This is a genomic window from Croceibacterium atlanticum, assembly GCF_001008165.2.
In the GTDB taxonomy this organism is placed as follows: Bacteria; Pseudomonadota; Alphaproteobacteria; order Sphingomonadales; family Sphingomonadaceae; genus Croceibacterium_C; species Croceibacterium_C atlanticum.
This window is the reverse complement of the sequence record NZ_CP011452.2, coordinates 2,449,117-2,469,642: the sequence shown is the minus strand read 5'-3', so window position 1 is coordinate 2,469,642 and position 20,526 is coordinate 2,449,117. Positions and strand designations below refer to the sequence as shown.

At 62.5% G+C, this 20,526-nt stretch carries 19 protein-coding genes; 9 read left to right on the top strand and 10 right to left on the bottom strand.

Features of this window, described 5'->3' with window-relative positions:
* The first annotated feature begins 10 nt into the window (after positions 1-10).
* The 3 genes from ileS to WYH_RS11665 are packed head-to-tail and all read left to right on the top strand — an operon-like array spanning position 11 to position 3,889.
* Positions 11-2,932 carry an isoleucine--tRNA ligase gene (gene ileS, locus WYH_RS11675; protein WP_046903974.1) on the top strand — a complete coding sequence of 974 codons (2,922 nt, stop codon included), beginning with the start codon at positions 11-13 and terminating at the stop codon, positions 2,930-2,932.
* On the top strand, positions 2,929-3,417 hold the full coding sequence (lspA, locus tag WYH_RS11670) for a signal peptidase II (protein ID WP_046903973.1): 489 nt from the start codon (positions 2,929-2,931) through the stop codon (positions 3,415-3,417). Before ileS ends, lspA begins: the two co-directional genes overlap by 4 nt.
* Positions 3,418-3,475: 58 nt before the next feature.
* Entirely contained in the window at positions 3,476-3,889 is a 414-nt protein-coding gene (locus WYH_RS11665) for a DUF3035 domain-containing protein (RefSeq protein WP_046903972.1), read from the top strand.
* Positions 3,890-3,950: 61 nt separating this feature from the next.
* On the opposite strand, the gene WYH_RS11660 is transcribed toward WYH_RS11665, so the two are convergent.
* Positions 3,951-5,258, bottom strand: coding sequence for a hemolysin family protein (locus WYH_RS11660; RefSeq protein ID WP_046903971.1), 1,308 nt, complete (start codon positions 5,256-5,258; stop codon positions 3,951-3,953).
* Positions 5,259-5,425: 167 nt separating this feature from the next.
* Between WYH_RS11660 and WYH_RS11655 the strand changes: the two genes are divergently transcribed.
* Positions 5,426-6,106 carry a YiaD family glycine zipper/OmpA-like lipoprotein gene (locus WYH_RS11655; RefSeq protein WP_046903970.1) on the top strand — a complete coding sequence of 227 codons (681 nt, stop codon included), beginning with the start codon at positions 5,426-5,428 and terminating at the stop codon, positions 6,104-6,106.
* A gap of 68 nt (positions 6,107-6,174) precedes the next feature.
* Here the strand turns inward: WYH_RS11655 and WYH_RS11650 are convergent, their stop codons facing one another.
* Complete coding sequence (locus WYH_RS11650; RefSeq protein WP_046903969.1) at positions 6,175-6,975, bottom strand: 3'(2'),5'-bisphosphate nucleotidase CysQ; 801 nt, start codon at positions 6,973-6,975, stop codon at positions 6,175-6,177.
* 103 nt (positions 6,976-7,078) lie between these two features.
* On the opposite strand from WYH_RS11650, the gene sucC reads away from it, so the two are divergent.
* The 4 genes from sucC (at position 7,079) to WYH_RS11625 (ending at position 11,393) form a co-directional block, all read left to right on the top strand.
* Positions 7,079-8,278 (top strand): ADP-forming succinate--CoA ligase subunit beta, encoded by a 1,200-nt coding sequence (gene sucC / locus WYH_RS11645; protein ID WP_046903968.1) that lies wholly within the window; start codon positions 7,079-7,081, stop codon positions 8,276-8,278.
* Between the two features lie 446 nt (positions 8,279-8,724).
* Positions 8,725-9,474 carry an electron transfer flavoprotein subunit beta/FixA family protein gene (locus tag WYH_RS11635; protein ID WP_046903966.1) on the top strand — a complete coding sequence of 250 codons (750 nt, stop codon included), beginning with the start codon at positions 8,725-8,727 and terminating at the stop codon, positions 9,472-9,474.
* The gene (locus tag WYH_RS11630; protein WP_046903965.1) at positions 9,471-10,406 is read left to right on the top strand and encodes an electron transfer flavoprotein subunit alpha/FixB family protein; all 936 of its coding nucleotides are present in this window, start codon (positions 9,471-9,473) and stop codon (positions 10,404-10,406) included. Before WYH_RS11635 ends, WYH_RS11630 begins: the two co-directional genes overlap by 4 nt.
* An 81-nt stretch (positions 10,407-10,487) precedes the next feature.
* The gene (locus WYH_RS11625; protein WP_046903964.1) at positions 10,488-11,393 is read left to right on the top strand and encodes a hypothetical protein; all 906 of its coding nucleotides are present in this window, start codon (positions 10,488-10,490) and stop codon (positions 11,391-11,393) included.
* On the opposite strand, the gene WYH_RS11620 is transcribed toward WYH_RS11625, so the two are convergent.
* The 7 genes from WYH_RS11620 to WYH_RS11590 form a co-directional block, all read right to left on the bottom strand.
* Complete coding sequence (locus WYH_RS11620; protein WP_046905116.1) at positions 11,390-11,932, bottom strand: GNAT family N-acetyltransferase; 543 nt, start codon at positions 11,930-11,932, stop codon at positions 11,390-11,392. The genes WYH_RS11625 and WYH_RS11620 overlap by 4 nt on opposite strands.
* An 8-nt stretch (positions 11,933-11,940) precedes the next feature.
* A complete protein-coding gene (locus tag WYH_RS11615; protein WP_046905115.1) occupies positions 11,941-13,149 on the bottom strand; it encodes a DUF445 domain-containing protein in 1,209 nt (402 codons plus the stop codon).
* 70 nt (positions 13,150-13,219) lie between these two features.
* The gene (locus tag WYH_RS11610; protein WP_046903963.1) at positions 13,220-16,372 is read right to left on the bottom strand and encodes an efflux RND transporter permease subunit; all 3,153 of its coding nucleotides are present in this window, start codon (positions 16,370-16,372) and stop codon (positions 13,220-13,222) included.
* The gene (locus WYH_RS11605; protein ID WP_046903962.1) at positions 16,369-17,574 is read right to left on the bottom strand and encodes an efflux RND transporter periplasmic adaptor subunit; all 1,206 of its coding nucleotides are present in this window, start codon (positions 17,572-17,574) and stop codon (positions 16,369-16,371) included. Before WYH_RS11605 ends, WYH_RS11610 begins: the two co-directional genes overlap by 4 nt.
* A 239-nt stretch (positions 17,575-17,813) precedes the next feature.
* Positions 17,814-18,080, bottom strand: coding sequence for a GlsB/YeaQ/YmgE family stress response membrane protein (locus tag WYH_RS11600; protein WP_046903961.1), 267 nt, complete (start codon positions 18,078-18,080; stop codon positions 17,814-17,816).
* Between the two features lie 179 nt (positions 18,081-18,259).
* Positions 18,260-18,559 carry a CtrA inhibitor SciP gene (gene sciP / locus WYH_RS11595; protein ID WP_046903960.1) on the bottom strand — a complete coding sequence of 100 codons (300 nt, stop codon included), beginning with the start codon at positions 18,557-18,559 and terminating at the stop codon, positions 18,260-18,262.
* Positions 18,556-18,912 carry a hypothetical protein gene (locus tag WYH_RS11590; RefSeq protein ID WP_046903959.1) on the bottom strand — a complete coding sequence of 119 codons (357 nt, stop codon included), beginning with the start codon at positions 18,910-18,912 and terminating at the stop codon, positions 18,556-18,558. The genes sciP and WYH_RS11590 overlap by 4 nt, the downstream gene beginning before the upstream one ends.
* Before the next feature lie 106 nt (positions 18,913-19,018).
* On the opposite strand from WYH_RS11590, the gene mnmA reads away from it, so the two are divergent.
* Positions 19,019-20,164: a tRNA 2-thiouridine(34) synthase MnmA gene (gene mnmA, locus WYH_RS11585; protein ID WP_046903958.1), complete on the top strand. Its 1,146-nt coding sequence runs from the start codon at positions 19,019-19,021 to the stop codon at positions 20,162-20,164.
* Here the strand turns inward: mnmA and WYH_RS11580 are convergent, their stop codons facing one another.
* Positions 20,165-20,512 (bottom strand): hypothetical protein, encoded by a 348-nt coding sequence (locus WYH_RS11580; RefSeq protein WP_053833555.1) that lies wholly within the window; start codon positions 20,510-20,512, stop codon positions 20,165-20,167. It lies immediately after the preceding gene.
* Positions 20,513-20,526: the final 14 nt, after the last annotated feature.

Below are 20,526 nucleotides of genomic sequence, written 5' to 3'. Positions count from 1 at the left end.
CCCGGCCGCTATGAGCGAACAGCGCGACTACAGAGACACCGTTTTCCTGCCGAAGACGGACTTCCCCATGAAAGCCGGCCTCCCCCAGAAGGAGCCGAATATTCTGGCGCGCTGGCAGGAGGATGACCTCTATGCCCAGGTGCGTGAAAGCCGCGCCGGGCGCGAAAAATTCATCCTGCATGACGGCCCGCCCTACGCCAATGGGGACATGCATATCGGCCATGCGCTGAACCATGTGCTGAAGGACATGGTGGTGCGCACGCAGACGCTGCTGGGCAAGGATGCTCCCTATGTTCCCGGCTGGGACTGCCACGGCCTGCCCATCGAATGGAAGGTCGAAGAGCAGTATCGCAAGAAGAAGCTGAACAAGGACGAGGTCCCGGCGGAGGAATTCCGCGCCGAATGCCGCGCCTATGCCGCCAAATGGGTGGATGTGCAGCGCGACCAGCTGAAACGGCTCGGCGGGCTGGGGGATTGGGACAATCCCTATCTCACCATGCAGTTCGAGAGCGAGGCGACCATCGTCAACGAGCTGCTGAAATTCGCGGAAAGCGGCCAGCTCTATCGCGGCGCCAAGCCGGTGATGTGGTCGCCTGTTGAGAAAACGGCGCTGGCCGAGGCCGAGGTCGAGTATGAGGACATCACCTCGACCCAGATCGACGTGGCGTTCGAGATCACCGAGAGTCCGATCGAGGAACTGGTCGGCGCCTATGCGGTGATCTGGACTACGACTCCGTGGACGATCCCGGTGAACCAGGCTTTGGCCTATGGGCCGGATGTTGAGTATCAGCTGTGCATCATCGATGGCGGAGGCAGCAACCAACCCGGCGTTGACGAGCTGTTCAGAAAGTTCGGCGGGAAGCAATTGCTACTTGCGTCAAACCTTATTGATGCGGTGCAGGAACGCTTTCAGAACAACTTCAAAACCGGCGGCACCTTGCTCCTAAAGCGAGGCAAGATCATCAAAGGCTCCGACCTGGCCGGAACCAAGGCCCGTCACCCGATGCACCATCTCGGCGGCTTCTTTGCCGAGCCGCGTCCGCTGCTGCCTGGCAATTTCGTCACGACCGATAGCGGCACCGGCCTCGTCCACATGGCGCCCGATCATGGCGAAGACGATTTCGAACTGTGCAAGGCGAACGGAATCAATCCGAAATTCGTGGTCGATGGCGATGGCCGTTACCGCGAGGACTGGCTGTGGCTGCCGCGCACGGATGAACGCTCCGGATCTGTCATCAATCCCAAATTCAACGCGCCGGACGGGCCGATCTGTTCCGATCTGCGCGAAGTGGGCGCATTGCTGAGCGCATCGGCCGATTACCAGCATTCCTATCCGCATAGCTGGCGGTCCAAGGCGAAGATCATCTTCCGCTGCACGCCGCAATGGTTCGTGCCGATGGACAAGGAAGGCATCCTTGAACATGCCGACACGCCTGCAGAACAGCGCTGGGAAGGCGAAGGCGGATCGCAGGAACCGAGCCCGACCCTGCGCAAGCTGGCGATGGAGGCATTGGGCCAGACGCGCTTCGTGCCGGAAAAGGGCCGCAACCGCATCGGCAGCATGGTCGAAGGCCGGCCCGACTGGGTGCTTTCCCGCCAGCGTGCCTGGGGCGTGCCGATCACCCTGTTCGTCAACCGCGCCACGGGCGAATATCTGGTGGACGAACAGGTCAATGCCCGCATCGTCGCGGCGGTGAAGGAACAGGGCGTCGATGCGTGGAGCGACACCAATGCGCAGGCCCTGCTGGGCAATGACTACAATGCCGAGGATTACGAGCGGGTGACCGACATCCTCGACGTGTGGTTCGACAGCGGATCGACCCATGCCTTCGTACTGGAAAGCGGGCGCTGGCCGGCGCTGCAATGGCCGGCCGATCTCTATCTGGAAGGCAGCGACCAGCATCGCGGCTGGTTCCAGTCCAGCCTGCTGGAAAGCTGCGCCACGCGCGGCCGCGCGCCTTACAAGGCAGTCCTGACCCACGGCTTCACCATGGATGCCAAGGGCGAGAAAATGTCCAAGAGCAAGGGCAACACGGTCAGCCCGCTGGACGTGATGCGCGATTACGGCGCGGACATCATCCGCCTGTGGGCGCTTTCGGTCGATTACACCGAAGACCACCGGATCGGCCCGGAAATCCTGAAGGGCGTGGCGGACCAGTATCGCAAGCTGCGCAACACCTTCCGATACATGCTGGGCGGCCTTGCCGGTTTTGACGAGGCGGAACGCGTGCACGACGTTTCGCAGATGCCGGAACTGGAACGCTACATGCTGGCCCGTCTGGGCGAGCTGGATGCGCAAATGCGCCGCGCGGTCGATGATTTCGACTTCAACGATTATACCCGCGCGCTGGTGGATTTCTGCAACGAGGATTTGTCGGCCTTCTTCTTCGATATCCGCAAGGACAGGCTCTATTGCGATGGCGCGGACGATCTGGCCCGCCGTTCCTATCGCACGGTGCAGGACATCATCTTCCACGCGCTGGTCCGCTACGCCGCGCCGGTGCTGGTGTTCACGGCGGAGGAAATCTGGACCACCCGCTATCCCGATGACGGCAGCGTCCATCTGCTGGAATGGCCGGAAATCCCCGCTGCCGAAGCGAATATGGAACGCTGGGCGCAATTGCGCGAATTGCGGGAAGACGTGATGGAAGCGATCGAACCGCTGCGGCGGGAAAAGATCGTCCGTTCCGGGCTGGAAGCAAAGGTGACTGTCCCCGCCAATGCCGTGCCGGAAGGCTTCTCCGACGCGGATCTGGCGGAATTGTTCATCAGCGGCGCGGTGTCGCGCGGCGATGGAGAAACGGTCAGCGTCGCCAAGAGTGAAGACCACAAATGCGGCCGTTGCTGGCGCCTGCTGCCCGAAGTCACGGAAGACGGCGCCCTGTGCAATCGCTGTGACGAGGTGGTTTCCACCATGGATGCCGCTGCGTGAACGGCGCCTGGCGCAACCGGATCGTCGGGCTGGTCCTGGCCGCAACCATCTTCCTGCTGGATCAGTGGGTGAAGATGCTGGTGCTGGGCCCGTGGCAATTGATGGAAAAGGGCCAGATCTACCTGCTGCCCTTCTTCAACCTGACCTTCACCCGCAATTACGGCGTTTCGCTGGGCATGTTTGAAGCGAATTCGGTGGAAATGCGCTGGATGCTGGTGGGGATCACCGCCACCATCGCGCTGGTCGTGTTCGTCTGGATGCTTCGGGAACGCAAATTGTGGGACGTATCCGCGCTGGCGCTGGTTCTGGGCGGCGCGCTGGGCAATATCCTGGACCGTTATAATTACGGTTATGTCGTGGATTATGCCGATTTCCACATTGGCGGGTTTCGTCCCTTCCTGGTGTTCAACATTGCCGATGCCGCCATTACAATCGGCGTCGTGATTATTCTTGCCCGCGCTCTGTTCATCCGCGAGAAACGGTGACACCCACAGAGCGAAGATCCGGGCGCCCACTGGCGGACGAACCCGCGGAGATTATTTGATGCGCAAAGCCACCACGATCATCCTTCTTGCCGGCGCTTCGGCCATGCTGGCCGCATGCGGCACCGGCGGAATCATGAACCGCGAACGGCCGGACGAATTCGCCGTGCAGCGTCAGGCCCCGCTGGTGATCCCGCCCGAATTCGATCTGGAACCGCCGGCACCGGGCGCCCCGCGCCCGACCGAAGGAACCGCCGCGCAACAGGCGCTGGAAGCGATGTTCGGCGATCAGGCCCCGCAGCGCAGCGCCACGGAAATCAGCGCACTTCGCCAGGCTGGCGATCCCGAACCGGGCATCCGCTCTTCCGTTGGCGACACGGAAACCTTCACCGTGGACAAGGGCAATGCGACCCGCACCATCATCGCCGCGCCCGAGGGTGACGGGCAGGACGCGCGCGCCGTCATCCCGAGCTGAGCGGGCTGGCGCGGCCAGTCATTTCAATTTCGAGAAGTAATGCGGACCTGGCCGCGAGAGGTCAGGTCTCGGCGGTTTCGCTGCGGCTCGCCAGCAATTTGTCGATCTTGCGGCCGTCCATGTCCACCACTTCGATACGCCAGCCCTGGTCTTCGAAGAATTCGCCTTCCTGCGGCAGACGTTTCAGCATGAACAGGACATAGCCCGCCGCAGTCGCGAATTCGCGATCGCCGGGCATTTCCAGCGAGAGCTTTTCCGCCAGCACATCGGCCGGCATCGCCCCCGCCACCAGCAGCGACCCGTCAGCGCGTTCGACCAGTTCAGGTTCATCCCCTTCATCCTGGTGGCTGGCGAAGCCGCCCACGATGGCGGTCAACAGGTCCGCCGGTGTGACGATACCTTCCAGATGGCCGTATTCGTCATGCACCATGGCCATGCCGGTGCCCGATTGCTGCAATGTGCGCAGCGCGTCGATCGCGTCCAGCTGATCGGGGATGACTTCCGTCTTGCGCACCAGATCCTGCAATTGCACCGGCTGACCGGCCAGCAGCAGCGCCAGCACGTCGCGCACCTTGACCACGCCCAGCATCCGGTCGGACGATCCTTCGCCCACGGGCAGGCGCGAATGCGGCGTTTCGGCGATGATGCGGCGCAGTTCGGCATCATCCGCGTTCACGTCGAGCCAGTCCAGCTCCGTACGGGGGGTCATCAATTCGCGCACCGGCCGTTCGGCAAGGCGCATGATGCCCGAAAGCATGGCCCGTTCCTCTTCCTCGATCACACCGGAATGGGTGGCTTCGGCAAAGATCATCTGCAGTTCTTCCGCCGTCAGCCGGGCTTCCCCTCCGCTACGTATGCGGAACAGGCGCATGACAATGCCGGAGGAAGTATCGAGCAGCCAGACGAAGGGCGCGCCGATACGCGCCAGCCACATCATCGGCAGCGCCATCAGCATGGCGATGGGCACGGCAGCGCGCAGCGCCAGCTGTTTCGGCACCAGTTCGCCAATCACCAGGCTGGCATAGGTGGTCAGCCCGATGACGAGCACGAAGCCCGCTTCGCCCGCTATATCCGGTGGCACGCCCAGAAGAGCCAGGCGCTGCCCCACGGGTTCGCCCAGCGTGGCGCCGGAAAAGGCACCGGCAATAATGCCGACCAGCGTGATGCCGATCTGGACCGTGGAGAGGAACTTGCCGGGATCAGCGGCAAGCGACAGCGCCGCCGCGGCAGCGGCACTGCCCTTGTCCGCAGCCATTTGCAGATGCGCGGTACGCGCGGAAACAATTGCCAGTTCTGACATGGCAAAGACGCCGTTGATCAGTATCAGACCGATCAGAATGGCAAGATCGAACCAGGGAAATGGTGACATGGGGCTGTTACGGCTAGCAGATGACGGCGCTTGGGCGAAGATGCTGTGGATACTGTTGGAACAGGGATGCCGCTTGGGCGTTTTCCACAGCACGTTCAGGCGGCGTTGTCCATCGCCCAGCGAGACATATGCGCCCGAAGGTTCGAAACATGAGGATGCACGTTAAAATGAAGAAATCCCGCATTATCGTCTCCAGTCTCGCCGCGGTGTCCCTGCTCGGCCTGTCGGCCTGCGTCACGGATCCGAATACCGGCGAACGCAAGGTATCGCGCACCGCCATCGGCGGGGTTGGCGGTGCAGGGCTCGGCTATCTGCTGGGCGGCCTGATCGGCGGCAAGACCGCGCGGATCGTGGGCGCGGGCATTGGCGCGGCGGCTGGCGGCTATGCCGGCTACCGCATGGACGAACAGATCCGCGAACTGAAGGAATCCACCGCCGGTACCGGCGTGGATGTGACGGAAACGCCCGGCGGCGACGGGATTCTGGTCAATCTGCCCGATGTGACCTTCGCGGTGGACAGCACGGCCATCAGCCCGAGCTTCCGCGCCACGCTGGACGACGTCGCACAGAGCATGATCACATATCCCAACAGCCTGATCGACGTGATGGGCCACACCGATTCGACCGGGTCGGACAGCTATAATCTCGACCTTTCGCGGCGGCGGGCCGAATCCGTGGCCAATTATCTCGTCTCGCGCGGTGTCTCGCGCGCACGGATCGAGACGGTCGGCTATGGCGAGCAATATCCGGTGGCAGACAATACCACGCCGGAAGGCCGCGCCCAGAACCGGCGCGTGGAAATTCGCATCACTCCGATCACGGAGCAGGATGTCAACCAGGCCTATTGACCGGGTGCGGCGCGGCCTGCGCCGCCAATGGTAAAGAAAAGGGGGCCGGTCGTCCGGACCGGCCCCCTTCATGTCAGGCCGTCATTTTTTCCTGCGGAATAACGCGCGGCACGATCAGCCAGCCGGTCCACTGCTGCGCGATGGATACCCGGCGCGCAGGCCAGCAGGCCGAAAGCGCGTGGATCGCGCTTGTTATAATTCAGCGGGCGGCCGAATGCGTCGCTAACGCTGGCCCCCGCTTCCCGCGCAATCAGCGCCGCCGCTGCGATATCCCATTCATACCCCCAGCGCAGAGTGGCCACGAGATCGGCCGAATCATTGGCCACCATCGCCACGCGCAGCGCAATGGAATTGGGTTTTTCCACCAGCACCAGATCCTGGTCCTCTCGTGGCAGCGAATCGGCCGGAACCCGCGCGCCGGCCAGTTGCCGGCGAGTGCTGGCGCCAATTGGTTTATCGTTCAACCAGGCGCCCTGCCCCGAAATGCCGCGCCAGGTTTCGGCCCGGGTCGGGGCGACGAGCAGACCGATCAGTGGCCGCCCCGCACTGATCAGCGCGACAGAAACGGCCCAGCCCGTGCGTCCGCGAATGAAATCGCGCGTCCCGTCAATCGGATCCACCAGCCAGATCAGGCCGCGGTCCAGCCGCGCAGGCGCATCCACCGTCTCTTCCGACAGCCACCCGGCCGATGGCAGCAGGCTGCCGAGTTCCCGTTTCAGGAAGCTGTCCACTTCCAGATCGGCCACGCTAACGGGGTTTCCGGGCAATTTGTCCCAGCTTTCCAGCGAATGACCCGCACCCGGCCAACGGCGCATCGCCATCTGCCCCGCTTCGCGGCAGATTTCTTCCAGTCGTGCAAAGTCGATCATCGCCCGCCAGTTGCCGTCACCGCTAAGCGTTTGCAAGCGAGGCGCGCATTTGCTTTAGCACCTGCACAAAGCCCACCCCAGATTCCCTGAAGGCATCTCCGATATGAATATCCACGAATACCAGGCGAAGGAACTGCTCTCGAAGTTCGGCATCGGCGTGCCGACCGGCTATCCCGCATTGACGGTGGAAGAAGCCGTGGAAGCCGCGAAGAAGCTGCCCGGACCGCTCTATGTCGTGAAGGCGCAGATCCATGCCGGCGGCCGCGGCAAGGGCAAGTTCAAGGAACTCGGCCCCGATGCGAAGGGCGGTGTGCGCCTCGCCAAATCGATCGGGGATGTCGAATCCGACGCCAGGGAAATGCTCGGCAACACGCTGGTGACCGTGCAGACGGGCGAAGCCGGCAAGCAGGTCAACCGCCTGTATGTCACTGACGGCGTGGATATCGCCAAGGAATACTATCTTTCCATGCTGGTGGACCGCGCCACGGGCCGGATCGCGATGATCGTTTCCACCGAAGGCGGCATGGATATCGAAACCGTCGCCCATGAAACGCCGGAAAAGATCACCACGGTCACGATTGACCCGGCGACCGGCTTCATGCCGCATCACGGCCGCGCCGTGGCTTTCGCGCTGAAGCTTGAAGGCCAGCTGGCCAAGGCGGCGCAGAAGCTGGCAAAGCAGCTTTATGACGCATTCCTCGCGCTTGACTGCGCGATGCTGGAAATCAACCCGCTGGTGGAAACCGAAGGCGGCGAGCTGCTGGTGCTCGACACCAAGATGAGCTTCGATTCCAATGCTCTCTATCGCCATCCCGACGTCGAAGCGATGCGCGACGAGACGGAAGAAGACCCGATGGAGGTCGAGGCGAGCAAATATGACCTCGCCTATATCAAGCTGGACGGGAATATCGGCTGCATGGTCAATGGCGCAGGCCTTGCCATGGCGACGATGGACATCATCAAGCTGAACGGCGCCTTCCCGGCTAACTTCCTGGATGTTGGCGGCGGCGCCACCACGGAAAAGGTGACGGCCGCCTTCAAGATCATCCTGTCGGACCCGGCGGTGGAAGGCATTCTGGTCAACATTTTCGGCGGCATCATGAAGTGCGACATCATTGCCGATGGTATTGTCGCGGCTGCCAAGGAAGTGAATCTTTCCGTGCCGCTGGTCGTGCGCCTGGAAGGCACCAATGTCGAAAAGGGCAAGGAAATCCTCGCCAATTCCGGCCTGCCGATCGTTCCGGCAGACGATCTGGGCGATGCCGCGAGGAAGATCGTCAGCCAGGTGAAGGAAGCCGCCTGACCGTTTAACGCCCGATTCGCGGCGCCGCCCGACCGCTCGCCTTCGGTGCGGGCGGGATGGGCGGCGCCGAATCGGGAAAGGTCAGCCAGTCCTGCCAGATACGCTGGGTTTGGCCGCGGGGCATTGCCGTGCGTATCGGGCCGCCCTTCCCCTTGTCATGGATGGCAGCGCATTCCTGGTCCCGATCAGCCGCATTGGCGATAGCGGCCAGGCAGCAGCTTCCAGCGCGGCGAATTTCCTGCTCCAGCGGATGGACCTGCACGGATCAGAAACTCGGCGAAGTGGGCGACAATGCGGATGGCACCCGCCTCCTTCGAATAGCCTGATACCATCCACCCGCTTGCCATATGCGCGGCGGCGATACTCTTGACTGTGTCCCGCCGGAACGCGAATGCAGGCGCAACATTGTTACAGTCATAATCAATGCCCAGGAGGGGCCCCCACCCATGAAGATCCTCGTGCCCGTCAAGCGGGTGATCGATTACAATGTCCGCCCGCGCGTCAAACCCGATGGCAGCGGCGTCGATCTGGCGAATGTGAAGATGAGCATGAACCCGTTTGACGAGATTGCCGTGGAAGAGGCGATCCGGCTCAAGGAAGCGGGCAAGGCTGAAGAAGTTGTCGCAGTGTCTGTCGGCCCGGCAAAGGCGCAGGAAACGCTGCGCACTGCACTGGCCATGGGGGCCGACCGCGCAATTCTGGTCGAAACGGATGAAACGGTGGAACCGCTGGCGGTCGCCAAGATCCTGAAGGCGATCATGGGCGAAGAACAGCCGGGCATCGTGCTGATGGGTAAGCAGGCGATCGACGACGATTGCAACCAGACCGGCCAGATGCTCGCCGCCCTGACCGGGCAGCCGCAGGGCACCTTCGCCAGCAAGGTCGAAATCGAAGGCGACAAGGTTTCGGTCACGCGCGAAGTCGATGGCGGGCTGGAAACGGTCAAGCTGTCCTTGCCGGCCATCATCACCACCGATCTGCGCCTGAACGAACCGCGCTATGCCTCCCTGCCGAATATCATGAAGGCGAAGAAGAAGCCGCTGGACACGAAGACCCCGGCCGATTTCGGAGTGGACATCGCGCCGCGCCTGACCACGCTGAAGGTTGAGGAACCGCCCGTCCGCGAAGCCGGGGAGAAAGTCGGTTCGGTCGACGAACTGATCGCCAAGCTGAAGACATTGGGAGTGGTGGCATGAACGTTCTCGTATTGGTCGAACATGAAGCCGGCGCCGTGAAGGACGCCACTCTTGCCACCGTCACCGCTGCGGCAGAATTGGGCACGGTCCACCTGCTGGTGGCGGGCGAAGGCACGGATGCAAAAGACGCAGCCGATGCGGCGGCGAAGATCGCCGGGGTTGAAAAGGTGCTGCTGGCCGCCGATGCCGCCTATGCCCATCAGCTTGCGGAAAATGTCGCTCCGCTGCTGGCCGGGCTGATGGATGGCTATGACGCCCTGCTCGCCCCGGCGACCACCACCGGCAAGAACATCGCCCCGCGCGTTGCGGCCCTGCTCGATGTCATGCAGATTTCCGACATTACCGGCATCGTGGGCCCGAAGACCTTCACCCGCCCGATCTATGCCGGCAACGCCATCGCCACGGTCGAAAGCAGCGATGAAAAGCTGGTCATCACCGTGCGCGGCACGGCCTTCGGCAAGGCGGAAGCACAAGGCGGATCGGCCCCGGTGGAGGAAGTTTCAGGATCGGGCGATGCCGGTCTGTCATCCTTTGTCGGGTTGGAAGCGTCCGCCAGCGAACGCCCGGACCTGACCAGCGCGGGCATTGTCGTATCCGGCGGACGCGCACTGAAGGATGCGGAAACTTTCGATCAGTTGATCGTGCCGCTGGCCGACAAGCTGGGCGCCGCGGTGGGCGCAAGCCGCGCGGCAGTGGATGCGGGCTATATCTCCAACGATTATCAGGTCGGGCAGACCGGCAAGATCGTCGCGCCGGAGCTTTACATCGCGATCGGCATTTCCGGGGCGATCCAGCACCTGGCCGGGATGAAGGATTCCAAGACCATCGTCGCCATCAACAAGGATGAAGACGCACCGATCTTCCAGGTCGCCGATATCGGCCTGGTGGCGGATCTGTTCGATGCGGTGCCGGAACTGACGCAGAAAATCTGAACTGCCGGGCCGCGCATGGCGGCCCCTTGCCCCTGCCCGCCTGATTGACCTAGCCTGTCTGAAAACGACAGGGAGGGATCAATGAAACATTTCGGGGCCTGGCTGGCCATGGCCGGCATATCCGCAACAGCGGCGATGCCGGCACATGCGCAGGATGTGGACGTTTACGAAAGTTCAGGCCCGTGGGCCATGGATTATGGTGAGGATTATTGCCGGCTCGCCCGGACATTCAGCAACGGTGATGAGACATTGAGCCTGGGCATGGATCGGATCCAGCCCGGGCCCATTTTCCGCCTCATCCTCATCAGTGACGGAATCAGGCTTTATCGCGGTGCCGAAAAGCTCGGATTCAGCTTTCTACCGGACGGGGCAGAGCGTTCGGCAATTGCGCTTCGTTCCGAAACGGGCGACGGGCAGCAATATCTCAATCTCGGGCCCACCATGCTGGCTGATATGGCCCAGCCGGAGCCGGGCAGCCAGGCCGGCCCGCCGCCTTCCTATTCCCGCGAAGAGGAGAAGGACGCAGCCAGATCCATTACCGGGCTGGAACTGCAAAGCGGCGTGATCAGGCCGGTGCGGATCGAAACCGGCCCGCTGGCTGACGCCATCGGCGCCTTGCAGACCTGCACGGACGAACTTGTTGCCTATTGGGGCCTCGACGCCGAAGCGCACAAGACACTGAGCCGCCCCGTTTCCCCGGCCTCAAAGACGGCTGACTGGCTACCCGGCGGCACGATCGGCTTCGGCGATTTTCCGAAACTGGGCGGCGGGCACAACCAGGTGCGGCTGATGGTGGACAAGTCCGGGAAGCCCGCTGCCTGCCACATCCACTGGGCCATGCTGGACGAATCGACAAACCGGAAAATCTGCGACGCCCTGATGGAAAGGGCGAGCTTCACCCCAGCTCTCGACGCGGCGGGCGAAGCGATAGACAGCTACTGGATCGCCAGCCCGTTCCTGCTGATGCCGGGCCCGGGCGGCAGCTAGACCTGTTCGGGCGGCCGATTCGCTGAACCGGCCGCCCGGTCCAGCAAAATGACCGCCTCCCCATCGGGCAAGGCGCCTTCTCGCATAGGGGTGAAGCCGAGTTTTTCCGCCAGGCGCAAGGATGGCCGATTCTCCGGCGCAATCATGCAGACCACCCGGTGCGGGCCATGCGTCTGCTCAAACCATTCAAACACCGCGCGCATGGCCTCGCCCGCATAACCCATCCCGCCATATTCGTGGCCAAGGATCCAGCCGGCTTCGGGATTATCGTCAAAATCGTCCCCCACGCCGCGCCAGCTATGGAAGATGCCGCAATTTCCGATCAACTCCTCCCGCCCGCGCAGGCGGACCATGAAGCTGCCATAACCATAGAGCAGCCAGCTTCCCGCATTACGCGCCATGCGTTCGAAATGCAGGGCCGGGTCGGATGCACGGCCGAGGAAACGGGATGTCTGTTCGTGCGAGACAATCGCATGCATCGCCGCAATGTCGTCAGCAACAGGGAGACGCAGTTCCAGTCGCTCAGTCTGCAGCTGCATCGGGGCGATCACAATATGGTGGCCAGCGTGTGGATCGTCACGCCGACAAGGCCGCCAACCAGCGTGCCGTTGATCCGGATGAATTGCAGGTCGCGGCCCACCGCCCCTTCGATCCGCGCCGTGACCGTCCGCGCATCCCAGCGGCGCACGGTTTCCGAAACCAGCTGCACGATCTGGTCACCATAGCGGGTGACCATGCCCACAGCCGTCCGCCGGGCGAAACGGTTGACCTGCGTTTGCAGCGCCTTGTCTTCCCGCAGGGAACGGCCCAGCTCCGCCAGGCTGCCGCCCAGCTGCCCCGGCAATGCGCTGTCGGGATCGCGCATCATGTCGATCAGCGCGTGGCGCAACTTTTCCCAGACATTCATCCACCAGTCTGCAAGCGCCGGATTGTTGAGCAGATCCTTCTTGGTCGCTTCCACCCTGGCGCGGGTTTCGGGATCGTTGACGAGATCATCGGCCAGTTTTCGCAGCCCTTCCTCCACCTTGCCGCGCAGGGGATGGTTCGGATCAACCAGCACTTCAGCCAACAGGCGATAGAGGCCATCGAGCACCGAATTGGCGAGCCGTTCGTCCAGTCCCGTCCAGCGCAGCAGTGCATTGGCGCGGTCATGGATCATTTTCCGCACCATTTCTTCATTGTCTTCCAGCGCCAGCCCCGCCCAGCGGATCATGGAATCCATCAGCGGGCGGTGCTTGCCATCAGCCATTGCGGCGGAGAGCATATTGCCGAGCAGCGGCGCGATATCGAGCTTTTCCAACTGGCGCGCCAGGCCGGAGCGGACCTGATCGCCAAGCCTTTCGGGATCGAGCGATTCCAGCAATTCGGCCACCAGTTCGGCGGCCCCCGCGCGAATCCGCCCTTCGCCCGTCGCGCGCGGCTGCAGCAGGAAATTGCCCGCCGCCAGGGCGATATTGCTGTCACGCATGCGCCGCGCGACCACCGAGGGGGTGAGGAAATTGTCGCGCAGGAAATCCGCCATCTGGTCGGCGATGCGATCCTTCTTTTCCGGAATGATCGCCGTATGGGGGATAGGCAGACCCAGCGGACGGCGGAACAGCGCCGTCACCGCGAACCAGTCTGCCAGACCGCCGACCATGGCCGCTTCGGAAAAGGCCAGCACGAAGCCCCAGGCCGGATGCAGGCCCTGATAGTGATGAGCCAGCAGGAAGGTGCCCGCCATGGCGACCAGCAAGCCGGTTGCCGTATAGCGCATGCGCCGCGCGCGGTCGGGCGGAACCGCTTGGGCAGGGGCCGGCACGCGGCGCATCACGGCATCGCCTTTCTCACTCGGCGGGATGGGCCTCCGGCGATCCATGATCGCCATCACCCGGCCTGTAAGTCAGCAGCTTTTCGCGCAGCCATGGGCCAAGCCGTTTTTCCAGCCCGTCGGCAAGGCTGAACCCGGCCGGCACGATCACCAGCGTCAGCAGCGTGGACAGCAGCAGGCCGCCAATCACAACCACGCCCATCGGCGCGCGCCACGCGGCGTCGCCCGAAATCGAAACCGCCGTTGGCACCATGCCCGCCGTCATGGCGACCGTTGTCATCAGGATCGGCTGAGCACGTTTGTGCCCGGCATCGATGATCGCTTCCTTCTTTGGCACTCCCCTGGCGATTTCCTCCAGCGCGAAGTCGATCAGCAGGATCGAGTTCTTCGCCACGATCCCCAGCAGCATCAGCAAGCCGATATAGACGGAGATGGAAATCGGCTGCCCCAGAATGGCAAGCGCGAGCAGGCCACCAAGCGGCGCCAGCAACAGCGAGGTCATGTTCACCAGCGGCGAAACGAAGCGTTTGTAGAGCAGGATCAGCACGGCAAAGACCATCAGAACCCCGCTGATCACCGCGGTGATGAAGTTCTGCACCAGTTCCTGCTGCCACTTGTCTTCGCCAATCGCGCGGTTGGAAACGCCGGCCGGCAGGTCCTGCATGACGGGCAGATTGTTGATCCGCTCCATCACGGGGCCCTTCACCTGGCCCGGGCCCAGATCGGCGCCGACGAAAATACGGCGCGACTGGTTGAAGCGCTGGATCTGGGTGGGACCGGCCCCGAAACGGATTTCGGCCACGCGGCTGAGCGGGACGGAACCGCCCGAAGCCGTTGGCACGGGCAGATTCTCCAGAGTCGAGATATCGCGCCGCGCATTCTTGGGCAGCACCACCCGGATCGGAATCTGGCGATCGCTGAGCGAGAACTTGGCGGCGTTCTGATCGATTTCGCCCAGAGTGGCGATGCGTATCGTCTGGCTCAGCGCACTGGTCGTGACGCCAAGCTGCGCGGCAAGATCCAGACGCGGCACGATCAGCAATTCAGGCCGCTGGATATCGGCATCGATCCGCGGAGCGACCACGCCCGGCACACCCTGCATCTGCTGCACGAGTGTCTGCGCCGTATCTTCGAGCAGTTCCGGATCGGAACCTGTCAGCATGACGGAAATGTCCCGCCCGGTGCCGCCACCGCCCGACTGGGAAGCAAACGTGACACGCGCATCCGGGATCTTCTGTAATTCGGGGGCCAGACGCCGTTCGAATTCGTAACTCTTGGATTCGCGATCCGGGTTCAGGACCAGGAAAAGGCGCGCGGAGCCTTCATTGATACGCTCCAGAATGCGGCCGACCTCAGGCTGTTCCGCCACCAGGGCGGTAACACGGTCAGCCACTTCTTCCGTCTGTTCGATCGTGGTGCCCGGCACCATTTCGATATTGATACGGCTGGTATCTTCGTCCGCCGTCGGCTGAAATTGCTGCGGCAAGACCATCAACAGCAAGACCGTGAAACCCAGCGCGCCAATACCGGCAAAGAACATCCAGAGCCGGTGGTCGCGCAGACGGGAGAAGAAGGGGCTGCCGCCGCGGGCCCGGTAGGCTTCCACTTTTTCAGTGTTCAGCGTCCAGGTGAGGACCTTCATGTAGAGGTCCATCATCGGGCCGCTGCCATGTTCGGCATGGCCCTTGGCCTTGAGGAAATAGGCCGCGATCATCGGGGTGATCAGACGCGCCACGGCAAGGCTCATCAGCACGGCGGCCACGACCGTGAGGCCGAAATTCTTGAAGAACTGCCCGGAAATGCCCGGCATCAGGCCGACCGGCAGGAACACCGCGACAATGGAGAAGGTGGTGGCGACAACGGCAAGGCCGATCTCGTCCGCAGCATCGATCGAAGCCTGATAGGCGCTTTTGCCCATGCGCATATGGCGCACGATATTCTCGATCTCCACGATGGCATCATCCACCAGCACCCCGGCCACGAGGCTGAGGGCCAGAAGCGAGAGCTGGTTCAGCGTGAAGCCCAGCATATCCATGAACCAGAAGGTCGGGATGGCAGACAGCGGGATGGCCAGGGCCGCGATAACGGTCGCCCGCCAGTCCCGCAGGAAAAGGAACACCACGATGACGGCCAGGATCGCGCCTTCCACCATTGCGGCGATGGAGCTGGCATATTGATCCTTGGTGTAATCGACGCTGGTGAAAAGCTGGGTGAAGCGGATGCCGGGATTGTCTTCCTCGATCTGCTTCAACTCTTCGATTGCCGCATCATAGACGGTCACGTCCGAAGCGCCCTTGGCGCGTTCGATCCCGAAGGTAACGACCTGCCGGTCATTCAGCTTGGCGATCGATGTCTGTTCCGAATAACCGTCAAAAACATCGGCGATCTGGTCCAGCCGAATGGTCCGGCCACCGCCCAGATTGATTCGGGTATTGGCAAGCTGGAGGGCATCGTCCGCATTACCCAGCACGCGCACTGACTGGCGCGCTCCGGCGATTTCGGCCGCACCGCCCGCGGCATCGGTATTCACCTGGCGGAGGGCGGAGTTGACCTCGCTCGCCGTGACGCCCAGCGCCTGCATCCTCGCCGGATCCAGCACGACGCGGATTTCGCGATCAACGCCGCCCGCGCGGCTGACCGCGGCCATTCCTTCGATAGACAGCAATCGCCGGGAAATCGTATCGTCGATGAACCAGCTGAGCTGTTCCATCGTCATGTCATCGGCGCTGACCGCGAAATAGCCGATCGGGCCACTGCCGCCGACTTCGATCTTGCTGACCCGCGGTTCGAGGATCCCGTCGGGCAGATCGCCGCGCACCTGGTCCACCGCGTTCTTCACTTCGTTCACGGCGACATTGGAATCGGTGCCGATCACGAACTGCACCATGGTGCTGCTGCTGCCTTCGCTGGCAGTGGACTGGATCTCGTCCACGCCATTGACCGAGCGGACAGCGGCTTCGACCTTTTGCGTGATCTGGGTTTCGATTTCCGTCGGCGCGGCGCCGGGTTGGCTGATCTGGACCGTTACCGCAGGAAAATCGATATCCGGCTCGTTGTTCACGTCCATCCGGTTGAACGAAACCAGCCCCGCCAGCGTCAGGCCGATGAACAGAACAATGGGGACGACCGGATTACGGATCGACCACGCGGAAATATTGCGGAAGTTCATGATCCGGTTGCCTGTTCGCCATCTTCAGCGAGAACCGGCTTCACCTTGTCGCCTTCATTCAGGAAGCCGCCCGCGCGCATCACGATCCGTTCATCGCCCTTGAGGCCGGAGACGACGGCAATGCCTTCACTGGTCACGATGCCGGTTTCGACATTACGGCGGATGACGCGATTCTCGTCCCCTATGACAAAGACATAGCTGCCCTGTTCGTCGGACATGATCGCGCTTTCCGGCAGGCGCGGAGCCACGAGAGCACCGCGATCGATCTCCACCGATGCGAAACCGCCGGGCCGGATCGCCTGGTCGTAGGAGAGCGCGATGCGCGCCACACCCTGGCGATTCGCCGGGTCGATGACAGGGGAAATCTGCCAGATCCGTCCCGCAAAACTTTCATTGCTGCCGACCGGATGAACAATCGCGGTGGCTCCCACCGACACCGCGGCGAGATCATCCTCGTTGAGATTGGCGAGCAGTTCCATCTGCCCGTCCTTGGCGATGGTGAACAGGTCGCCCGATCCGCTGCCGACCACCTGGCCCGGCTCCACATTGCGTTCGAGCACGAGACCGGCCGCCGGAGCGACGATGTTAAGCCGCGCATTACGCTGCAACAATTCGCGATATTGCGCTTCCGCCACCCTAACGCGGGCGACTGCGGCATCGCGCGTCGCGGTCAAGCGGTCCACATCGGCCTGGGAGACAAAACCGCGATCGACGAGCTGCAATGCGCGATCGAGATTGGCCTGGGCCAGTTCGGCATCCGCCTTGGCCACTTCCACCTGTGCCGCGGCGCTCTGCGCCTGTTCGCTCTGCACCGAACGATCAATCACGGCCAGAACCTGGCCCGATTTCACCCAGTCACCCGGCTCGACATTCACGGATACGACGCGGCCACCTTCGCCGACCACACCGATCGGCATCTGCCGACGGGCCGCCAGCGTACCAGTGGCGTTCACCGCGCCTTCCACGGAATTTTGACCGGGGGCGATGACGGAAACAGTCGGCACCTGGTCCCCATCTGGCGGCGGGAAAGGCGATTCCTGACCATGGCCGAGATAGAACATCGCACCGGCCGCAAGAAGGCCGACGACCACAAGCGCAATTACGATGACGCGACGACGCTTCGACCGCGCCTCGACAGCCTCCTGATCCTCATCCGGCATGTGGTTAACGCCGGCCAGATCGACTTTCGTCTCGTAGTTCATTTCGCCTCATCAGCCCCCGGCCTTGAGATCAAGACCATATCAGATTTCGGTTATTGCTGCATTTATACGCAGAGAATGGCGGAGTGCGCCTTATACGGCACCGGTTAAGCTATCAATGCGCCACTCTGCCAAGGCCGCCCTTGCGCCGACGAAATGCTTTCATCTGAGACGTAAAAAGCGCGGACAAGCTGGGTTGTCCGCGCTTTTCAGGCAATTTGTATCAAATTGTCCGTGGGGTATCAGCGAACCCTGCCGCGCTGGACGAGATTTACAATCGCCAGCAAGACAATCGCGCCGACAATGGCAATGATAAAGCCGGTAATATTGAAGGTCTGGATAGTGCCTTCGATGCCAAGCAGCGATCCGGCAAGTAAATTGCCGATGACGGCACCGACTATGCCCACCACGATATTCCAGAAAATCCCCATCGATGCGTCACGATTCATCACCATGCTGGCAAGCCAGCCGGCAACGCCGCCCACGATAATTGCTATGATCCAACCCATATCCACGCTCCTCACTGCTTGGAACCCGCACCATTGTGCTTGTGGCTGCATGAACGAGCAGGCGGGGATTGCGTTCCGCCGCACCGATTCCTGAAATGAAGAAGCCGGGCGAAGTGGATCGCCCGGCTTCCATATTCGTGGCTGTATCTGTCCGCCGGGAATGGACCCGGCGGCCCCTGTCAGTATTTCAGCTGCCGTTCGTACAAATCGCGGTAATGCTGGATGCGCGTGACCCGCAGACCCTGCATGCCGGAACGGTCGACTGCGCGCTGCCAGCTGGCGAATTCCTCCAGCGTCAGATTGTAGCGCTCCAGAACCTCGTCGATCGTCAGCAGCCCGCCATTGACGGCTGCCACGACCTCCGCCTTGCGACGGACCACCCAGCGCTTCGTCTTGGGCGAAGGCAGGTCGTCAATAGTCAGCGGCTCCCCGAGCGGGCCGATAACTTGTGCAGGGCGGATTTTCTGGTTCTCGATCATTGCTTCCCTCGGACAGGCGAGCTTCTCGCGCTTTTTTTCGGCAAGTCCTTGCCGTTTTCTTCTGGCAAGTCCTTGCCGCCTGTCTCTTTGCCATTCGCTGAAGCATCAGGGTTAATGGCATCTTTACCATTCTGGCGGGCTGCGATCCTCCGTGCAGATCCTGCGTCGAAACTCGCATCCACGTCCTCCGTCTCCTCGCAGTCGGATTCGCCCGGCGACGCACGAAGATCGCGCGCCACGGACAGCCGCCTTACAAGATCGGACCATTCCAGCGGGCGCAGCACGCCGTTTTCACCCTCTTCGGGATCCAGCGGGCGGTGATCGCCAATTCTGGGCGGTTTACCCTCCAACATGCGGCGGGACTTAGCAATACAAGCGTCAAAATCCGGTAAAGCAGTGGTTTACCACGTGCCACGCGGGGATTTGGCAGCCGGGGGTGGCAGGTGTAAGGGCGCACGCATGGGAACTGAACTCGAATCCCGCCTTGATCCCGCCGCGCTGTTCGACCTGCCGCGCGAAGCATCCGCATGCCGGATCGTCGTAGCCATGTCCGGCGGGGTGGATTCCTCCGTCGTGGCCGCGCTGGCGGCCGCCAGCGGGGCCGAAGTGATCGGCATCACGCTGCAGCTCTATGACTATGGCGCGGCGACCGGACGCAAGGGCGCCTGTTGCGCGGGCGATGATATCCGCGATGCGCGCAAGGTGGCGGACCGCCTGGGCATTGCGCATTACGTGTTCGACCACGAAAGTTCCTTCCGCGAAGAAGTGGTTGAACGTTTCGCCGATGATTATCTGGCCGGACGCACGCCGATCCCCTGCATTCGCTGCAATATGGGGCCGAAATTCACCGATCTGCTGCGAATGGCCAAGGAATTGGGCGCGGATTGCCTGGCGACGGGGCATTATGTCCGCCGCGAGCACGGTCCCGGCGGGGTGGAATTGCATCGCGCGATCGATCCCGCGCGCGACCAGTCCTATTTCCTGTATGGCACGACCACACAGCAGCTGGAATTCCTGCGCTTCCCGCTGGGCGGCCTGCCGAAACAGGATGTGCGCCGCATCGCCGCCGAATTCGGGCTGGCGGTGGCTGCCAAGCCGGACAGCCAGGATATCTGCTTCGTCCCCGACGGGGATTATGCCCGGATCGTGCGTTCCGTAAGGCCCGAAGGCGGCCGCGCAGGCCGCATCGTCCATGCCGAAACCGGCGAAGTGATGGGCGAACACAAGGGCGTGATCCATTACACTGTCGGCCAGCGACGCGGGCTGGAGATAGGCGGCCAGCCGGAACCTCTCTATGTCGTGGAACTGGACGCTGAAACCGCCGAAGTGCGCGTGGGGCCCAAACACATGCTGGCGGTGGGCGCGGCGCATATCGTGGAAACAAATCGCATCGGCCCGCTGCCGGACATGCCGCTGACTGCCAAGGTCCGGTCGCTCGCCAAGCCTGTGCCGATCACGCTGGAAGGGACGCTGGGCGATGGCGCGAACGTGCTGATTCGCTTCGACAGTCCCGAATATGGCGTCGCACCCGGGCAGGCGGCGGTCATCTATGCCGGGGACCGTGTTGTTGGCGGCGGCTGGATCGACAGCACCGAACCGGCCTGATTACCCGCCCCACGGTTCCAGCACGCAGCCATAACCTTCGCGGAAAGTGGCGGTTTCGCTGGCGATCAGGGGAACGCTGGCAGTGACGCTCCGCGCTTCTTCGTCATCGCTCAGGAAAAGGATTTCCATCCCCGGTTCGAAATCCTTCTTGCAATCACCGATACTGCGCCCCGCAACATAGCGGCAGGAACATACGGTATGCGCGCCGAAAGCCGTGGCGACGCGTGTATAACCATCGATCGGTTCGCGGTAATACCAGCCGGCAGCGGCTATCAGTACCGCGGCGAGGAGGATGTAGCGCGTGAATCTGCGCGGAGGCCTGCTGCTGCGGTTCTTTGCGGTTGCCATCGCCGAATGCCTGG

Bases quoted from the DNA above. Each gene is read 5' to 3' on its own strand.
- mnmA (WP_046903958.1), top strand. From the start codon at position 19,019: ATGGGAACTGAACTCGAATCCCGCCTTGATCCCGCCGCGCTGTTCGAC.
- WYH_RS11635 (WP_046903966.1), top strand. From the start codon at position 8,725: ATGAAGATCCTCGTGCCCGTCAAGCGGGTGATCGATTACAATGTCCGC.
- WYH_RS11665 (WP_046903972.1), top strand. From the start codon at position 3,476: ATGCGCAAAGCCACCACGATCATCCTTCTTGCCGGCGCTTCGGCCATG.
- sciP (WP_046903960.1), bottom strand. From the start codon at position 18,559: ATGATCGAGAACCAGAAAATCCGCCCTGCACAAGTTATCGGCCCGCTC.
- WYH_RS11650 (WP_046903969.1), bottom strand. From the start codon at position 6,975: ATGATCGACTTTGCACGACTGGAAGAAATCTGCCGCGAAGCGGGGCAG.
- WYH_RS11655 (WP_046903970.1), top strand. From the start codon at position 5,426: ATGAAGAAATCCCGCATTATCGTCTCCAGTCTCGCCGCGGTGTCCCTG.
- WYH_RS11605 (WP_046903962.1), bottom strand. From the start codon at position 17,574: ATGAACTACGAGACGAAAGTCGATCTGGCCGGCGTTAACCACATGCCG.
- WYH_RS11615 (WP_046905115.1), bottom strand. From the start codon at position 13,149: ATGCGCTATACGGCAACCGGCTTGCTGGTCGCCATGGCGGGCACCTTC.
- WYH_RS11660 (WP_046903971.1), bottom strand. From the start codon at position 5,258: ATGTCACCATTTCCCTGGTTCGATCTTGCCATTCTGATCGGTCTGATA.
- WYH_RS11630 (WP_046903965.1), top strand. From the start codon at position 9,471: ATGAACGTTCTCGTATTGGTCGAACATGAAGCCGGCGCCGTGAAGGAC.
- ileS (WP_046903974.1), top strand. From the start codon at position 11: ATGAGCGAACAGCGCGACTACAGAGACACCGTTTTCCTGCCGAAGACG.
- sucC (WP_046903968.1), top strand. From the start codon at position 7,079: ATGAATATCCACGAATACCAGGCGAAGGAACTGCTCTCGAAGTTCGGC.
- WYH_RS11590 (WP_046903959.1), bottom strand. From the start codon at position 18,912: ATGTTGGAGGGTAAACCGCCCAGAATTGGCGATCACCGCCCGCTGGAT.
- WYH_RS11610 (WP_046903963.1), bottom strand. From the start codon at position 16,372: ATGAACTTCCGCAATATTTCCGCGTGGTCGATCCGTAATCCGGTCGTC.
- WYH_RS11580 (WP_053833555.1), bottom strand. From the start codon at position 20,512: ATGGCAACCGCAAAGAACCGCAGCAGCAGGCCTCCGCGCAGATTCACG.
- WYH_RS11600 (WP_046903961.1), bottom strand. From the start codon at position 18,080: ATGGGTTGGATCATAGCAATTATCGTGGGCGGCGTTGCCGGCTGGCTT.
- WYH_RS11625 (WP_046903964.1), top strand. From the start codon at position 10,488: ATGAAACATTTCGGGGCCTGGCTGGCCATGGCCGGCATATCCGCAACA.
- WYH_RS11620 (WP_046905116.1), bottom strand. From the start codon at position 11,932: ATGCAGCTGCAGACTGAGCGACTGGAACTGCGTCTCCCTGTTGCTGAC.